Source organism: Methylobacterium sp. WL103, from assembly GCF_008039885.1.
In the GTDB taxonomy this organism is placed as follows: Bacteria; Pseudomonadota; Alphaproteobacteria; order Rhizobiales; family Beijerinckiaceae; genus Methylobacterium; species Methylobacterium cerastii.
In genome coordinates this window covers 1-516 of the sequence record NZ_VRUX01001238.1, presented here as the reverse complement: position 1 = coordinate 516, position 516 = coordinate 1, and the positions used below count along the sequence as shown (strand labels likewise).

Annotated in this window: 1 protein-coding gene; it reads left to right on the top strand. The window is 75.8% G+C overall.

What is annotated here, in order from left to right:
• A partial coding sequence (locus tag FV222_RS28805) for an EAL domain-containing protein (RefSeq protein WP_147816523.1) occupies positions 1-516 on the top strand: 516 nt, incomplete at both ends.

Here is a 516-nt window from a genome sequence, read left to right as displayed (position 1 = left end):
TTCCTGCCGAGGCCGCCGCCGACGCCCCCAACGAGGACGAGGCGGTGATCGCGGCCTTCGACGGCGACGGGCTCGAAGTCCACCTCCAACCGGTGGTGACCCTGCCGCAGCGCAAGGTCGCGTCCTACGAGGCCCTGGCGCGTCTGAGGCTCGCCGGCGTGGTGCTGACGCCCGAGGCCTTCCTGCCGGCGCTGGAGCGGCACGGTCGCTCGACCGAGCTCGACCGGCGCATGCTGCAGCGGGTCGCGACCATCGCCCGCCACCTCGTCGGCCGTGGCAGCGAGGCGGCGGTGGCCTACGGCCTGTCGCCGCTGTCGCTCTACGAGCCCGGGTTCCTGCGCGGGATCGCGCGGCTGGTCGCGGCGGAGCCGGCCTTGGCCGGCCGCCTCGTCGTCGCCCTGCCGCAAGCGAGCTGGCGCAACCTCGACGCCGAGCAGGCCGGGGCCGTCGCCGCGCTGAAGGGCCGGGTCGGCTTCACACTCGACCGGCCGACCGACCTGCGCTTCGACGCGGCGG